Here is a 14,060-nt window from a genome sequence, read left to right as displayed (position 1 = left end):
ACCGCCACAATCTCCCGGTGACGATCTCACCGGCAGACGCAGACAAGATCCTTACCGACAACTTCGCCCCCTGGGTGCTCGCCCTCGGACTGACCGTCCAGGAGACCGGGGAGCGGCACGCCGTGCTGCGGCTGCCCTGGTCCGACGAGCTGGCCCGGGACGGCGGCGGTCTCTCGGGCCAGGCCATGATGGCGGCCGCCGACACGGCCACCGTCATCGCGATCTCCGCCGCCCGCGGCGGCTACGGGCCGATGACCACCGTCCAGCAGTCCACCAGCTTCCAGCGGCCGGTGGTCGGGGGCGACGTACTGATCCACGTACGGGTGACCAAGCTCGGCAAGCGGATGGCCTTCGCCGACATCACCCTGACCCCCGAGGGCGCCGACGACCCGGCGGCCACGGCCTCCACGGTGTACGCCCTGCTCGGCTAGGACCTGCACAGCGAAGCCCCCCCCGCAACGATTCGGCGCAGGGCGGGGGAAAACACGTTGGCGGGCGGCGGACCGGCTCGCCTACGCTCGCCGCATCGGCCGACCACCAAGGCGGCCGGCGGGAACGGGGGAGCGGGACATCTCGGCGGAATGCAGGACCTACGATGCGGTACCGCCGCTGCGCCGGAACAAGGACTTCACCGTCTTCTGGCTCGGCCAGGCGCTGTCGGTGCTCGGCGGGTCCGTCTCGATGCTCGCGCTTCCTCTGCTCGTCCTCGACGCCACCGGATCCATCGTCCAGATGGGCCTGGTCACGGTCGTCTCCGCCGCCACCGCCATCGGCACGGGGGTCTTCGCCGGTTATGTGGTGGACCGGGTGGACCGCCGCAGGCTCATGATCGTCTGCGATCTGGCGCGGGCCGTGCTGCTCGGCGCGGTCCCGCTCGTCTGGTGGGTCGCCGGGCCGCAGATCTGGCTGCTGTACGTGCTGACCGCGCTCACCGCCGTACTGAGGACGCTGTTCGACGTCGCGTACGTGACGGCCATCCCCAATCTGGTGCGTACGGAGGACCTCACGGCCGCGAACGGACGGCTGATGGGCACCTTCGCCCTCGGGAGCCTGCTCGGGCCGGTGGTGGCCGGCTTCCTGACGGCCGGAGTGGGCGCTGACTGGGCACTGGCCCTGGACGGGGCGACCTTCCTGGTATCCGCCGCGAGCCTGGGGTGGGTGCGGTTCACCGCGCGCCCGGCCGGGGAAAGCGCGGACAGGGCGGGGGACAGGGCGACCGACAAGGCCGGGGCCGGGGTGTTCCGCGAGATGTTCGTGGTCGGCTTCCGCTTCCTGTGGAGCCACCCGCTGCTGCGCCCGCTCACCGTAGGGCTCACCCTGCTGACCTTCGTCACCATGGGCGCCACCGACTTGCTGATCTACCGGGTCCAGCACGACCTCGGCCGGGACGCGGCCACCCTCGGCTACGTGATCGCCGCCGGCGGGGCCGGGTCGGTCGCCGCGGCCCTGAGCGCGAGGCGACTGCGCCGGCTCCTCGGTTTCGGCACGTGCTGGCTCGCCTCGATCGCGATGATCGCCGTCGGGGTGACGGTGACGGGCGTCAGCCGCAGCGTGCCGGTGATCGCCGTACTGAGCGCCGTCTTCATGTTCGGGATGACCCTGGGCGGGATCTGCAGCATGACCCTGCGCCAGGAGGTGACCCCGGACCACCTGCTCGGCCGGGTCACGTCCGCCTTCTGGACCGTGCACAACGCCTCGGGCCCGGTGGGCGCGGCCGTGCTCACGCTGCTGGCCGCCCGGCACGGGGTCCCGGCGGTCAGCCTGGCGGGCGGGGCGCTGTGCCTGCTGATCCTCGGCGGCGGGCTGCTGACCCCGCTGCGCGGCAGCCGCGCGGGCGCGGCGGCGGCCGGGCCCGCCGCCCCGGACCAGGAGCCGGCCGCCGGGTCGTCGGCGCGCGCGTAGGGTGCCCGTCTGGGATCGTGGATCACAGGTAGCCACACCGAGGAGCCCACATGTCCGGACAGTTCGAGGCGAGTGTCGAGATCGACCGACCGGTGGAGGCGGTGTTCGCCTACCTCGCGGACGGGCGGCACGACCCCGAGTTCAGCCCGCGAGTCCAGGAGATCACCAAGACCCCGGACGGCCCCACGGCCCTCGGCACGGTCTTCCGGAGCACGGTCAAGGACGCCGGGATGAAGACCGGCCGTGAGTTCTGCATCGTCGGCCTGGAACCGCCGCACCTGATCCGCTGGACGGAGCAGAGCCGCAACCTCGTCACGGCGGAGGGCGGCTACGACCTCGAATCCCTCCCCGGCGGCCGCACCCGCGTCCGCATCTTCAACACCCTGGAAGGCCACGGCCTCGGCAAGCTGCTCGTCGGCCTCGCGGTCGGTGCGGCCCGCAAGGACGCCCCCGACTTCGGCCGCCGCATCAAGGCGGCCGCCGAGGCGTCCATCGCTCCCTGAGGGCTCGCCGGCCCCAACCCCCTGACGCGTCGCCTCGTCTCTTCCGGGAGGAGACGAGTTGTCTCCTCTCCTCCCGGAAGAGCCTGTCCGGGCTGACGGCCTGCCGGCTCGGATGCCCGTAGACCTCCGGTGACACCAGGCCGTTCCGGGCGGTGTCAGAACCGGCCGGGGGCGGACGGGAACGGCAGCGGCTTCGCGGGCGCCGCCGATTCGCGCCGCTCGGCAGCGGCCGGCGGGTTCTGGCAGGTCACGTCCTGCGCGGGCAGCTCGCCCGTGGCCAGGTACGCGCTCACTGGGGCGTTGGCGCAGGAGGTGGGGTCGGACAGGTACACGCCGTGGCCCTCACCGCCGGCCGCCAGCACCATCCGCGAGCCCTTGAGGGCCTTGTGCAGGCCCTGGCCGCTCACCAGCGGGGTCTGGGAGTCCCACTCGTTCTGCACCGTCAGCACGTTCGCCTTCTTGTGCATCGGCGTGGCCGCCTCGACCGGCCGGTCCCAGAAGACGCACGGCTTGATGTTCGACGCGAAGTCCCCGTACAGGGGGTACTTGGCCTTGTCCTTCACCGCGTCGCGCTCGTACTGCTCGGAGTAGCGCGGCCAGCTGCCGGTGTCCCCGCACGCCACGGCCCAGAACACGGCGGTGCTGTTGTCCGAGGCGGGCTCGGCCGCCGCGCCGCCCGTCAGCAGTCCCTTGAGCTCCGTCGCGGTCGTGCCCGCGGGCAGCGGCCCGCCCTCGGCCGCGGCCTTCAGGGCCACGACCATCGGGGTGGCCTGCGCCGGGTAGAAGAACACCCCGCGCGCGGAGCGGATCATGTCCCCGTCGACCTTCATGCCCTCGAACTCGAACGGCTCCTTGTCGGCGCGCGCCACCAGTTCCCAGAACGTCTCGGACACGGCCTTCGGGGTGTCGCCCAGCTTGTAATCCGCCGACCGCTGCGCCGCCCACTGCGTCCACCGCGCGAAGGCGGGCTCGGCCTCGGTGGCCCAGACCTGGATCATGCCGCGCCAGATCCGCTGCGGGTCCACGCCGCTGTCGAGCACGAAGCGGTCGGTGCGGTCCGGGTACATCTGCGAGTAGACCGCGCCGAGGTAGGTCCCGTACGAGTAGCCCAGGTAGGAGAGCTTGCGCTCGCCGAGGACCGCACGGATCGTGTCCATGTCCCGCGCCGTGTTGCGGGTGGTGATGTACGGAAGCACCGAACCGGCCTTCTCGCGGCACTTGTCGGCGACGGTGCGCGCCCAGTTCACGTCGGAGCCGAAGGTCTCCGGACGGTAGGCGCGGTTGAAGTTCTGCTCGGTGTCGGTCAGTCCGCAGGTGATCGGGCTGCTGGCGCCCACCCCGCGCGGGTCGAAGCCGATGAGGTCGTAGCTCTCCCGTACCTCCTTCGGCATCGCCGGGCCCATCAGCAGCGGCAGGTCGAGGCCGGGACCGCCCGGGCCGCCGGGGTTCAGCAGCATGGCACCGTGCCGCTTGGCCGGGTTCTCGCTCTTGACCCGGGATATGGCGAGGTCGATCGTGCGCCCGTCGGGACGCCGGTAGTCGAGCGGGACCTTGAGCGTCGCGCACTCGTACGAGGCCGGCTGCTCGGGGCTGCAGCGGTGCCAGGCGGGTTTCTGCCGAAGGTGGTCCGCGGCCGGGGCGGCGGAGACCTGGGTCGCGGACAGCAGGGGCACGGTGGTCGCGATGAGTCCGGCGGCGGCGAGCAGCGGTGCGAGGCGTTTCAGGCGCACTGACCCGTTCCTTTCGGTGAAGTCGCTTATGCCTCAACCTTGTTGCACCCGGCGCCCGGCCGAGTCATCCCGAAGGTCCGTGCCCTGTGCTCCTCACGAACGAGCCGACAACAGGACAGGTGGCCGACACGCCGCAGTCGGCCCCCGGTCGTGCGTGCCGGGGGCCGACGTGTGCGCGGTTTACAGGAGCGGCCTCAGTGGCCGCCGCCCTGGCCGCCGTCGTGCCCGCCCTCGTGGCTGCCACCGTGTGTCTCGCCGGGCGTCGCACCGGGTGTCTCACCGGGTGTTGCTCCCGGCGTCCCGCCGTGTGCGTCACCGTGCGTGTCGCCGGCCTCCAGGTTGCCGCCGAGACGTCCTCGCAGCGTGGTCAGGGCTTCCTCCGTCGGCGTGGTGACGACCCATCGGTCGCCGACCAGATAGAGGCCGCCGTACATCCGGGCCTCGGTCAGCCAGGAGCGCAGTCCCTGCTCGGCGGTGAAGGTGACCATGCGGTAGACGACCTGTCCGGCCTGGCACCCGCCCTGGCGCAACTCCTCGGCCTCCACGTTCACTTCGGCGGTACAGCCGATAGCCGTGGCGATCTGCTCGAGGGAGGTCCCGGGCGCCGCCGCGGGTGCCGAGGGTGCCTCGGGCGCCGAGGCCCCGGCCGAGGTGTGCTGCGCCGCCGCCTTCGAGGAGCAGCCCCCGCACAGCAGCGCGGCGGCACACACCGCCGCGACGGCCGGAAGTGACGGGAGGATCCGCCGGATCCGGCGGGTGCTGCGGTCGGTGGACGGCATGGTGACCTCTCTGGCTGATCGGGGAGGGTCCGTGGCGCCCGGGCGGGGAGGTACCCGGGCACCACGCGTTTCAGGGGCGGATCGGCGGGCCGCGGACAGGTGCTAGCCGACGACCTTTGCCTTCTTGCCCTTGTCGGTGATGGCGAACCAGAGGCCCTTGTTGTTGTGCCCGGTGGTGTCCCCGGGTTCCTTGTCACCGGTGAAGGTGTAGACCGGCCAGCAGTCGATCGTCAATTGCTCGCTACCGTCGGGCCGCTTCACCTTTCCAATCAATTCGGGGGCGATTCCGTTTACCTTTTCCTTGTCGACGGGCTTGGCAGGCTTCCAGGTGTCCGTGCAGGCGTCCACGCAGCCGATCTTCATCGGCCAGGCGCTGTCCTTGTCGAACCGGTAGAGCGTCTTGCCCTCCCCGTCCTCGACGAGGGTTCCGAGCTGGGGGTTCTGCACGGCGGTGAGTTCGCCGCCCTTCGCCGCCGTGTCGGCCTTCTCGTCCTTCTTCTCGTCCTTCTCCGCCCCGGCGCCCGCGCCCTTGCTCGCAGCGGCGGGCTTGCCGCCCGGGCCCAGTACGTGCCAGGTGCCGCCGACCCCCTCGCCGAGCGCGTCGCCCGCCTTGGCGTCCTTGGAGTACCGGTACACGGGCCATCCGGCGAGCGTGAGCTGCTTGGTTCCGTCGGCCCGTTCGACGGAGCCGAGCAGCGCCGCGTCGATTCCCGCGCTGACCGAGGCGTCGTCCGCGGACACCGCGGGCCAGGCCGCGGCGCAGTCCCCCTCGCAGTTGGACTTGGGCGGCTTCGGCGTGTCCTTGTCGAACCGGTAGAGCGTGAAGCCCTCGCTGTCGGTGACCCCGGGTCCCAGGCCCTGGACCTCGCTCACCTTCAGCTGTCCGGCCGGGCCGCTCTTGCCGGCGGCGCCCGCCGGGGCGGCCCCCGAACCGCTTCCGTACGGGTCGCCGTAGCCGGATCCGGCCTGTTTGCTGTCACCCACCGGCTGGACTGCCGGCGCCTTTCCCCCGTAATTGTCGGAGCTTCCGCATGCGGCTGTTGTCATCATCAGTACCGCGACCGCTGACCCGGCGAATATCTCACGACGCTTAATCTTCACGATCTCTCCTTCAGGTTCGGTTCCGCGTTTCCTTGCCCCCGGTAATTGATACGGGGCCGGGAGCGGTGGAAGCGGATATCCCCGGGAATTTGTCAGATCGCGCCAACATTGAACCCGGGGCATTGGTTCAGTCCTGGATGCGCAGCGCGAGGGCCGGGCAGCGCCGCACCGCGCGCAGCGCTTTCTGCCGCTGCGCGCGGGGTACGACCATGGATGCCTCCGCGGGGAAGCCGTCCAGGTCCAGGCGGACCACATCGGGCAGGACGTCCACGCACAGCCCGTGGCCCCTGCAGAGGGTCCAGTCGACCAAGAGCCGCTCCGGACTCTCGTCGTCCTCGAGCAGCGGAAGGGCGCCCAGCACCCGTCTGCCGCAACCGCTGCCGAGCGCGTGGTCGCGGAACTCGTCCGGGAAGGTCCTGAGCGCCGAGGCGACGAAGGCCGAGGTGCCGTCCGGATGGCTGCACGCGCCGCGTTTCAGCACCGCCTTCATCCGGAGCTCGAGCATCTCCAGGGCGGGTCTGCCCCCACCCCGGATGGCTTCGTCCAGTACGTCGGCGATGGCGGGCAGCCCGCGTACGCAGGGGCCGCACTGGCCGGCCGACTCCTTGGCCAACCAACGCGTCACGCGTGCCACTTCGCCGGCCGGGCAGGTGTCCATGGGCAGCGGCAGCACCGCCCCCGCCCCCAGCCGCGCGCCGAGCCGGTCGAGGGACTCGCGTGATATCTCGGCCGCACGTGCGTTTGCCGGAGTGAGCCATTTGCCGTGATACCCGCCGACCAGGACGCCCTGGCCCGGATCGGTGCCGCACAGTTCCAGGATGTAGGAGAGCGCGGCTCCGCTCGGCGTCTCGACGACCGTGTTGCCCGCGACCGTCAGCATGATGGTGCCCGGCTCGCTGGGCAGGCCGGTCGCACGGAAGTCCAGCGCGCCGAGACGGGCGGCGACGGCCATCTGGGCGAAGGTCTCGGTGTTGGAGAACAGGGTGGGCACGCCGTTCAGGCCCCGGTCACTGGTGCGCACCTTCTGGCCGGAGGGCAGCGTCGGCCCGCCGTTCAGACCGTTCACGTGCGCCGTGCTCTCGCCGGTCACGAAGCGCTCGGGGAGCAGCTTGATCTGCACCCGGCGCCCTGCCGGGCCGCGTTCCGCGACGGCCTCCCGCAGTGACTGCTCCACGTCCCTCCGGGTGACGCCCACCACGACGTCCTCGGAGTTCAGCGCGGCGGCGGCCAGCAGGGCCCCGTCGAGCACCAGATGGGGGGTGTGCAGCAGCAGCGCGGTGTCCTTGAGGCAACTCGGCTCGCCCTCACTGCCGTTGACGACGACGGCGGTCTGTCCGTCCCCGGCGCGTGCCGACCGCATCACGGAGCGCAGTTTCTTGGCGAACGGGAAGCCCGCGCCGCCGCGCCCGCGGAGGTCGATGTTCTCGGCGAGGTCGACGAGTTCCTCCGGCCGGTAGCGGGGCATTTGGCCGTGTGTCGTCAGATGGGCCACGCGGTCGAGCCGCGCGGCCTGGTCGAGCCCGGCCAGCAGCCGGGGAGCGCCCACGCAGCCGAGGCTGGGGCGCGTCTCACCGCTCACAGCCACTGATCCCGGCTGATGAGCGTCTCGGCGTCAGCTGCTGTGCCGGCGCGGCTCGGCGCGTAGACGGCGGTGCGCGGAGGTTCGTTGCTCAGGGGCGGTCGGTCGCTCAGGGCCGGTCGGTCGGGCCGGGGGGGCTGGGCCTGGTTCGCGGTCACGGCTGCCGCTGCAGGACGCGAGCCGCGCCTCTGTCGGGGCACGCCGCCCTTGACGGGCTCCTGCGCCACGGGCTGGGGGACGGGCGGCACGAAGACGGCCGCTTCGCGCATCCGGCTCCTGACCCGGAACACGAGCACACCCACGATGCCGAGCAGGGCCAGCGCGTACGCGGACGTGACCCAGGGGGCGGCCGCGCGGCCCGACTTCAGGCCGTGCACCAGTGAGGCGCCCCAGGCCGGATAGGCGCCGAAGTGCAGGACCCGCCACCACGCCGAGCCGCTCCTGGTGTTGAACACGCTGCGCACCGCGCCGGAGATGGCCACCGCAATGAAGAGGTATCCGGCCAGACTGCCGAGCCCGACCAGGACGGGCCGGGTGCCGTCCGTGAACGGCACGGCCGCGGACGCCGCGGTCGTCCGCTGTCCCGCGACCTTGATCCAGATGTGCAGGGCGAGGAAAAGGAGCCCTGACACGGCGAGGCCGCGGTGCGCGCCCTGGGCGAGCAGCCGGTGCCCCGAACCGAGGATGACCCGGTCGGTCGCGGCCAGTCCCCAAAGGACGGTAGCGGTGAGCGAGACGAGCGAGAGCACGCCCGCTCCGAAATCGAGGAAGGCCCATAGTTGGGTGAAGGCGCCCGCTCGGGCAGCCACGGTGACGAGCACGATGGCCGCGCCGACGGCGCAGAGCACGCCGGGGCTCAGCCTGCCGTCCTTGGGAAGGAGGGAGGGCCGCCGGACGGCCCTCCGTCCGGCAGCCGCAGCCGCAGCCGAGGCATGGCGGCTCTTGCGGCGGGCCCTGTGTGAGCTGGGCATTTGAGGCTGGGGCAGGGGCATCCAGGTCTCCTGTGCGCCTAGGCATCCGAGCACTCCACCTGGCGCTCGGTACCCGGGGGTCGTTGTCGTCGTACCCGGCAGCGCTTTGAAACTCCGCGCCGGCCGAGGGAACTTGGGGCCGGAGTGCAGCAGCATCGTGGAGCTGCACAGCAGCTCCACAGGTTTTATCGAAACGTGATAATTTCTCGCACCGCGTCTCCGGCGCATCGAACAACACCGGAAGATTCCCCTCCAGCGGGGGTTGCGACAGGCCACCGCGCCGACCGTCACCTACGCGTTCCCGACGGTAAAAGAACGGCAAAACAACGGGACCGTAAGTGGTCGGACCTCTCCAGGAGGGAGTACGAGGGCCGCAACTCTCGCGTCAGACAAGGATGTTGACGTGAGGGGCAACCTCGGCGGGCTTGTCGCTCTTCCCCCCTGACAAGCCTCACCCCGGCACGAACGAGGAAAACGATGTGTGAACTTCTGAACCGCATCTGGTCCCGCCCGCGTGGCGAGTGGACGCGCGTCCTGCGCAGGGAACTCCCCTCGCTGGCCGCCGAGATAGTGGAGGAGCTTCTGCATGGAATTCCGGAATTTTCCGCACTTATCGATGACAACGATGCCATCGATGACGAGTTGTTCCGGCAGCGGGTGGAAGAGGCACTCCTCGCCGTCCTCGGCTACCAGGAACAGCCCCGGGAACAAGCACCGGACGAGCACGATGAACAGGCCGAGAGCGAGGACGAGATCGAGAACCAGATCGAGGTCGAGAGCCAGTTCGACAGCAAGGTCGAGCACGGGATCGAGGTCGGGATCGCGGCCAGGGCCGAGTACGAGGTCACACACGAGGGCCGGCACGAAGGTCTCCGCGAGGCTCGCGACGAGGCCCGCAACGAGGGTCTTCGCGAAGGCCTCCGCGAAGGTCTCCGCGAGGTCCGGAACGAAGGTCTGCGCGAGGTCCGTAATGAAGGACTGCGCGAGGCCCGGCACGGAAGCCGGCACGAGGCCCGGCAGGAAGGCTTCCGCGAGATGGACCGGGCGCGGCATGACCTCTTCAAGACGCTCACCGATGACAGGGACGCATCCGAGATGTCCCTCAGCGAGCTCGCGGAGGCGGCCGGCTGGCCCCTCCCGCTCGCCGTACGGGCCATCGTGCCCGCCACACCCGGCGAGACCCAGCAACTCGCCGCAGTCCTGGACCACTGCCTCGTCGGCATGTTCGCGGGCCGTCCGTGCCTGCTCGTCCCCAGCCCCGACCCGGACACCCGCGCCCCGCTGGAACACCTGCTGCGCGGCCGGTTCGCGGCCGTGGGTCATGCCGTCCCGCTCCGCGACACGGCCTCCTCACTGCGCTGGGCGCTGCGCCTGGCCGCACTGACACCCCTCCGTCCCGGCCTGGAGGTCCGGCCCGTCTTCGTCGACGACCACCTCTCGACCCTGTTGCTCCTTCAGGACGAGCCCCTGGCCCACGCGCTGGCCGCCCGGTGGCTGCGTCCGCTGGCCGACCTGACCCCCCGTCAGAGCGAGCGGCTGGAGGTGACGCTGCTCGCCTGGTTGGAGGGCGGCGGAGCTCCTGAGGCCGCCAAGGCGCTGAGTGTGCACCCGCAGACCGTGCGTTACCGCATGCGTCAGCTGGAGAAGCTCTTCGGGACCGGCCTGCGGGACCCCCGTACCCGATTCGAACTGGAGATGGCCCTGCGCAGCCGCCGGCTGATGGCGCAGGTCCGGCGTCAGCACTCCCGGGTCGGCCGCCGGGCCGCCCGCGTGATCCAGGCGGACTTCACCCCCCTGGTCGTCGGACGGATGGCCCGCGTCAACGGCCTCTGAACCGCGAACAGCCCGGCCCGGCCCCGTATCACGGGGCCGGGCCGGGCTGTTTCGTGCGTACGCCACCGGTCGGGGTTGGTGTGTCCTGCGGTGTGCGCCCGCCGCCGGGCGGGGCTTGTGTCATGTGCTGCCGTGCGGGCCGGCCGGGTGTCGTGGCCTGCGTGACCGGTGCGGGCCGGCCTTGTGTCCTGTGGTCCTTGACCGGTGCGGGCCGGCCGGGTGTCGTGCGATGTGCGACCGGTGCGGGCCGGCGGGGTGTCGTGCGGTGCACGACCATGAGGGGCCGGGCTTGTGCCGTGGGGTGCGTGACCGGTGCGGGCCGGCCCGCACATGCGTACGCCGCCGGGACTCGGCGGCGGCGTACACATACGTGCGGTGTTGGCCCGAAGTCGGCTTCGGGCCAACACCTGTCCCGGGCCGGACGCCGGGGGTGGGGGTGAGGGGCGTCCGGCCCGGGAGCGGAGGGGGGAGCCTCCCGCTGCGGGGGTCAGCGGCAGTTCTGCCCGTTGTTGATGCAGTTAACGGCCTTGTTCATCAGGCCGTTCGACATCACGTTGATGAAGTCGTCGTGGTCGGTCGCCGGCTTGTGGAGCTGCTCGGGGAAGCTGTCCACGGCGAACCGGGCACCCGGCGCCACCCCGTAGGTGAGGCGCATCACCAGCTGCGGAATGGCCTTGAAGCCGTTCGGGCAGCGGCCGTTCTTGTCCGCGAACGCCACGTGCGTGCGGTGGTTGGCGCTGTCGACGTTCTTGCCGTCCCAGCAGCTCTGGAAGTTGAAGGTGCGCACCACGTCACTGCCCTTCGGGCAGACCGGGTACTTGTCCTTCAGCTGCCGGTTCTCGAATCCCGTGCAGCTCCAGGAGGCGTTGGCGTTGCCGTTGCCGTTGGTGAAGGCCTTGGCGTCACCGGTGATGATGCGCATGAAGCGGGGCATCGCCGTGACCTTGCCCACCGGACTGCCCTTGAAGGTGATCGACACCTGCTTCGGCTTGAGGATGGTGCCGACATTGCCGTCCTGGCCGCCGCCGGGCGCCTTGGCGTCCTTCTCCACCTTGCCGTCGCGCACGCGCAGCACGGGCCAGTAGTAGGCGGACTGGTCCCCGTTGCCGCAGGTGGTGCCGGACGCGGCGAGGCTGCCGTTCGTGGAGAAGGCGTCGGTGGTCAGGTTGCCCACGTAGTCGTGCATGTGGTGGGCGCCGTTGGAGACACCGGGGGCGACGATCACGTTGTCGGGGTTGAAGTGACCGTTCTCGTTGCGGCCGCACTGCGAGGTGAAGGAGCCCTTCGAGGCGTTTCCGGCCTGGGCGGGATTCTTTACGTTCGGCTTGATCTTGGTGATGTTGGCGAAGTCGTTCTTCGCCGGACCGCCCTTCTGCGCGGCCGCCTGGGCGGCCGCGCCCTGCTCGCCCTTGCTCGCGGCCGCCGCCGCGCCGTCGTCCGCGGCAGCCGCCTGCTTCATCGTGCACGCGCTCAAGGACTGGATGTCCTTGGGCTTTTCGCCGGCGCGGCCGATCGCGTCGGCCACGCCCGCGATGGTCTGGTCCCGCTTCTGCTTCAGGTCACCGAGGAGGGCGGCGTCGCCCTTCGCCTTCCCTGCGGCGAGCTGCTTGTAGGCGTCGGCGACCTGGTCGTCCAGCTTGGCGAGGTTCGCGTCGACCTCGGGCTTGGCCTGTTCGGGGACCGCGGTGAGCTTGTCTCCCACGTCGGGGCAGTCGATGGTGGACGTCATCCGGTTGTCCTGGCCGGCGGACGCGTTCCCGGCGACGATGGCGACCCCGCCACCGCCCAGTACGAGCGCGGATATCACGCCCAGGACCTTGTTCGACAGGCGTGAGCGTTTGTGGCCCTTTTTACTCATGCGATCACTTCACTTCGTCGGTTGGACATTGTCGGAAAGCGCGTCGAAGTCGACGAGTCCGGTGTCTTCGAGGACCGTGATGTGGTCCAGAACCGTGGCGTTGGCGGACGTGGCGAGGGCCCGGACCATCGAGTTCTTGGTCGTTGACCGGATCCCGGCCAGCAGGGCGAACACCTTTCCGTGAGCTCGGCGCAGCAGTTGGACGAACAGTCGTTCGTACTCCTCTCCGCGTGCACGGTTCATCTGGCCCAGCCAGTCCTGCTGCTGTGCGGACGGTTGGTTCGGCAGATCGACACCGAGGGCCTGGCCGACCTGGATGACCTGCCGGTCCAGCTCGGTGTGGCCGTCGATGAGGTGCTGGCCGGCCGTCTTGATCGCGGGCCGGGACCCGCGCTGCTGGGCCTGGCGGCCCGCGGGCAGCTCCCAGAGCCCGGCGAGCCGGACCTTGCGGACGAAGTCCCGGTCCGCGGCGGTCAGCGGTCCGTAGGCCGTGCTCAACGTTCCGCCGCCGTCGTCGTCGCCGCCCGCCGGACCCGCCGGACCCGCCACGGCGGCCGCGGGCCGGCTGCCGAAACTGTCCACGGGTATCAGAAGGGCGATCAGGGTGAGCGCAAGGGCGGTGATGACCAGGCCGCTTCCGATCGTGTATCGCGTGGCCAACGACAAGCTGCTGATGGATCTCCGCCGCAATGACGGCACTGTGCCTCCTCGCTCCAAGGGCCGGGAGGGGTGGCGGGGCAGGAGAGGCCGCACATGCAGTGCGGAGCGCACCCGCATTCCCGGGGTGTCACGGGACGCTAGTGCCGGGCGTGCCGCCGGGGCCGGAGGACATCACCATCTAACAAACATCCTGGCGTCTCCGCGGAAGGCTGATATCTTGCGGCGCGCCCGGAGATTCGGCCGGGTGGCGCCGCCGTGCCCTGCCATGCCCGGGTGCCGTCCGGCCGTGCCCGCGTGCCGCCAGCCCGGCACGGGACCCGGATCAGGCGTCGCAAGTGCCCACGAAATGGTCGAAGGCCGGGCCGCTCGCGGCCTCCCCGCACCCCGCACCCCGCACCCCGCACCCCGCACCCCGCTCCGCGCCCCGCGCCCCGCGCCGCGGCGCGCGCTGAGCCAGACGACCGCCTGGCCGTCCCGGCCCCGGGTGCGGTTGTACGCCACCGTCAGCCGGGAGCCGGCCTGCGGTGCCTCCTCCTCGTTCACGTAGTAGGCCTGCCGCCGGTCCGGTGCCACCGGGTCCAGGCCCGGCCGCAACGGCTCCGTCCGGGGCTCCACCGCCCGGCCGCCGCCGGGATGCGGCATGGCGGCGCGCCGCAACCGCACCGACCGATCGCACGGCAGCCGGTACCAGTCGTTGCTGTGGACCGGCGCGAACTCCAGGAAGATCAGCCGGGCGAGGCCGGTGCTGTCCGGCCGGACCGCCGCGAAATCGGTCTTCCCGTGCGCATGGCGGAGCCGGTCAGTCCGAGTACCCGGGCGGTGAACTGGAGCGGCACGCCTTCTCGGTGGACCGCGGCGGGCTGCTGGGCGGGACGGCGCGCGCGCCCGGGCCGCTGCACCGCACCGTGTTCCCGGCGCCGGTCCGGTTCTCCAGGATGCCGCTGCCGCGCTGGTGGGCGGTGGAGGATCTGTCGGGATGGTCCACTCATTCGAGGGGGAGTATCCGCGCGGAGGTTCGGCGCGGTCCGGCGCGGGGGGGGGGGGGGGGGGAAAAAAACCCCCCCCCCCCCCCCCCCCACCCCCCCCCCCAGCTAGAAAAACCCCCCCACCCCCGCGACCCCCCCCCCCCCCCCCCTCCCCTCTT

The 14,060-nt window shown here is 71.2% G+C and carries 12 protein-coding genes; 4 read left to right on the top strand and 8 right to left on the bottom strand.

From position 1 onward, the window contains the following. Positions 1 to 17: 17 nt before the first annotated feature. The 3 genes from ACZ4YL_RS00115 (at position 18) to ACZ4YL_RS00105 (ending at position 2,405) form a co-directional block, all read left to right on the top strand. Entirely contained in the window at positions 18 to 431 is a 414-nt protein-coding gene (locus tag ACZ4YL_RS00115) for a PaaI family thioesterase (protein ID WP_468112966.1), read from the top strand. A 94-nt stretch (positions 432 to 525) separates the two neighbouring features. Beyond that, entirely contained in the window at positions 526 to 1,902 is a 1,377-nt protein-coding gene (locus ACZ4YL_RS00110; protein WP_468113454.1) for an MFS transporter, read from the top strand. A 50-nt stretch (positions 1,903 to 1,952) separates the two neighbouring features. After that, positions 1,953 to 2,405, top strand: coding sequence for an SRPBCC family protein (locus ACZ4YL_RS00105; RefSeq protein WP_468112965.1), 453 nt, complete (start codon positions 1,953 to 1,955; stop codon positions 2,403 to 2,405). A gap of 155 nt (positions 2,406 to 2,560) precedes the next feature. Here ACZ4YL_RS00105 and ACZ4YL_RS00100 read toward each other — a convergent pair whose 3' ends face one another. The 5 genes from ACZ4YL_RS00100 to ACZ4YL_RS00080 all read right to left on the bottom strand — a co-directional run bounded on the left by ACZ4YL_RS00100 (position 2,561) and on the right by ACZ4YL_RS00080 (position 8,442). Then, positions 2,561 to 4,135 (bottom strand): alpha/beta hydrolase, encoded by a 1,575-nt coding sequence (locus ACZ4YL_RS00100; protein WP_468112964.1) that lies wholly within the window; start codon positions 4,133 to 4,135, stop codon positions 2,561 to 2,563. A 194-nt stretch (positions 4,136 to 4,329) separates the two neighbouring features. After that, positions 4,330 to 4,914, bottom strand: a complete 585-nt coding sequence (locus ACZ4YL_RS00095) for a hypothetical protein (protein ID WP_468112963.1) — start codon at positions 4,912 to 4,914, stop codon at positions 4,330 to 4,332. 102 nt (positions 4,915 to 5,016) lie between these two features. Next, the gene (locus ACZ4YL_RS00090; protein WP_468112962.1) at positions 5,017 to 6,015 is read right to left on the bottom strand and encodes an SCO0930 family lipoprotein; all 999 of its coding nucleotides are present in this window, start codon (positions 6,013 to 6,015) and stop codon (positions 5,017 to 5,019) included. 127 nt (positions 6,016 to 6,142) lie between these two features. After that, entirely contained in the window at positions 6,143 to 7,594 is a 1,452-nt protein-coding gene (locus ACZ4YL_RS00085; protein ID WP_468112961.1) for an NADH-ubiquinone oxidoreductase-F iron-sulfur binding region domain-containing protein, read from the bottom strand. After that, on the bottom strand, positions 7,591 to 8,442 hold the full coding sequence (locus tag ACZ4YL_RS00080) for a hypothetical protein (protein ID WP_468112960.1): 852 nt from the start codon (positions 8,440 to 8,442) through the stop codon (positions 7,591 to 7,593). The genes ACZ4YL_RS00085 and ACZ4YL_RS00080 overlap by 4 nt, the downstream gene beginning before the upstream one ends. A gap of 600 nt (positions 8,443 to 9,042) precedes the next feature. On the opposite strand from ACZ4YL_RS00080, the gene ACZ4YL_RS00075 reads away from it, so the two are divergent. Beyond that, positions 9,043 to 10,398 carry a PucR family transcriptional regulator gene (locus ACZ4YL_RS00075; RefSeq protein ID WP_468112959.1) on the top strand — a complete coding sequence of 452 codons (1,356 nt, stop codon included), beginning with the start codon at positions 9,043 to 9,045 and terminating at the stop codon, positions 10,396 to 10,398. Between the two features lie 487 nt (positions 10,399 to 10,885). On the opposite strand, the gene ACZ4YL_RS00070 is transcribed toward ACZ4YL_RS00075, so the two are convergent. The 3 genes from ACZ4YL_RS00070 to ACZ4YL_RS00060 form a co-directional block, all read right to left on the bottom strand. Beyond that, complete coding sequence (locus ACZ4YL_RS00070; RefSeq protein WP_468112958.1) at positions 10,886 to 12,256, bottom strand: DUF1996 domain-containing protein; 1,371 nt, start codon at positions 12,254 to 12,256, stop codon at positions 10,886 to 10,888. A 9-nt stretch (positions 12,257 to 12,265) separates the two neighbouring features. Then, the gene (locus ACZ4YL_RS00065) at positions 12,266 to 12,916 is read right to left on the bottom strand and encodes a DUF4142 domain-containing protein (RefSeq protein WP_468112957.1); all 651 of its coding nucleotides are present in this window, start codon (positions 12,914 to 12,916) and stop codon (positions 12,266 to 12,268) included. Positions 12,917 to 13,715: 799 nt separating this feature from the next. After that, on the bottom strand, positions 13,716 to 13,901 hold the full coding sequence (locus ACZ4YL_RS00060; protein WP_468112956.1) for a hypothetical protein: 186 nt from the start codon (positions 13,899 to 13,901) through the stop codon (positions 13,716 to 13,718). Positions 13,902 to 14,060 lie beyond the last annotated feature (159 nt).

This window comes from Streptomyces sp. NPDC030021 (genome assembly GCF_055574035.1).
The sequence above is the reverse complement of the archived record's forward strand: the minus strand, read 5'-3'. Positions and strand labels throughout refer to the sequence as shown.

Coding starts and splice junctions, on each gene's coding strand:
- ACZ4YL_RS00075 (WP_468112959.1), top strand. CDS start 9,043: ATGTGTGAACTTCTGAACCGCATCTGGTCCCGCCCGCGTGGCGAGTGG.
- ACZ4YL_RS00105 (WP_468112965.1), top strand. CDS start 1,953: ATGTCCGGACAGTTCGAGGCGAGTGTCGAGATCGACCGACCGGTGGAG.
- ACZ4YL_RS00095 (WP_468112963.1), bottom strand. CDS start 4,914: ATGCCGTCCACCGACCGCAGCACCCGCCGGATCCGGCGGATCCTCCCG.
- ACZ4YL_RS00070 (WP_468112958.1), bottom strand. CDS start 12,256: ATGAGTAAAAAGGGCCACAAACGCTCACGCCTGTCGAACAAGGTCCTG.